The sequence below is a fragment of the Streptomyces sp. NPDC001156 genome, from assembly GCF_053598275.1.
The window spans coordinates 1-1,033 of record NZ_JBSFJX010000580.1 but is presented as its reverse complement, the minus strand read 5'-3'; the positions used below and the strand labels follow the sequence as shown (position 1 = coordinate 1,033).

Sequence of the window (1,033 nt, the reverse complement as noted above, 5' to 3'; positions counted from 1 at the left end):
CGGTACTCCGGGCTGACCGACATCAACCGGTCGGGTCCTCGTCCCCGCGGACGCCGGCTCCGAGAGCGCGGCGCGGGCTCGGAGCCGGCGGCGCGGGCTGGGCGCCGAGCGCTCCACGGGCCCGCAACTCGTCAAGGTCGGGGAGGTGGACACCGGGCAGCGCGTCGAGAAGGTCGGCTTGGGCAGCGCGGATGCTGTCCGCGGAAGCCTGGGGGCCGGTGCCAAGAGTTCGGTGGACTGTCACACTGATCATCGTACGGGTGGCCGTCTCGTGCGTTACGGCTGCGGGCCTGGCCGAACTCGCCAGCCGCGCTCGCCCAGGAGCTCCTCGCCGAGCTCACCCATGGTGGCGGTCGGCGTGAGAATGACATGGTCTTTCGTCACTCATGTCAGCAACGGGTGAGCATCACCCGTCAGCGCCATCGACCAGGTCGCCGCGCCTGCGCCACTGACGCTCAGATGACGAGGTTCAATTGGCTCTGTCTCAAATCCGGTGGTAACGCCAAGTGAGTTCGGTTGTGCAGAGTGATAGCGCCTGATCGGCTTGGGAAGTGCGCTGCCAGCGCCTCGCGGCTGCGACTTTCCGGAGGGACAGCCCGAAGATCATGAGTATTCCTCTGAGCTGCAACGAGAGTCTTCAAGAGCGAATTTCGAGAACATGACGCTCCGTTACCACCGGATGTGAGACAGGGCCGTTCAACTGACACTCCCCCCGCAGACCATCACGACGCCACTGACGCCCAGACGACGACGTTCAACCGACGCTCCCCCGCAGACCATCAGCCGTGCACCACCGCGTCGGCCGACGACGGGAGCCGGGCGGAGCCACCACCAGACGCATGCCAAGGCCGGCCTCCACACTCCGAAGGCTCGAGCCGAACCGCCGAGCGGCAGCCGGTCGTCGGCGGCGCAGGTCAGCCGCAGAGATCCGACTGCCATGCGCCCCTCGCTGTCATGATGGTCCGATGGACAACCGGGAGAGGACCGAACCTCCGCGGGTGGCCGATGAGCACGCCACGCTGACCGGCTTCCT

1 protein-coding gene is annotated in these 1,033 nt (G+C 67.1%); it reads right to left on the bottom strand.

The window, feature by feature from the left end; all coding sequences use genetic code 11:
* Positions 1–22 precede the first annotated feature (22 nt).
* Positions 23–244, bottom strand: a complete 222-nt coding sequence (locus tag ACWDA7_RS53240) for a hypothetical protein (protein WP_388510254.1) — start codon at positions 242–244, stop codon at positions 23–25.
* Between the last annotated feature and the right edge of the window lie 789 nt (positions 245–1,033).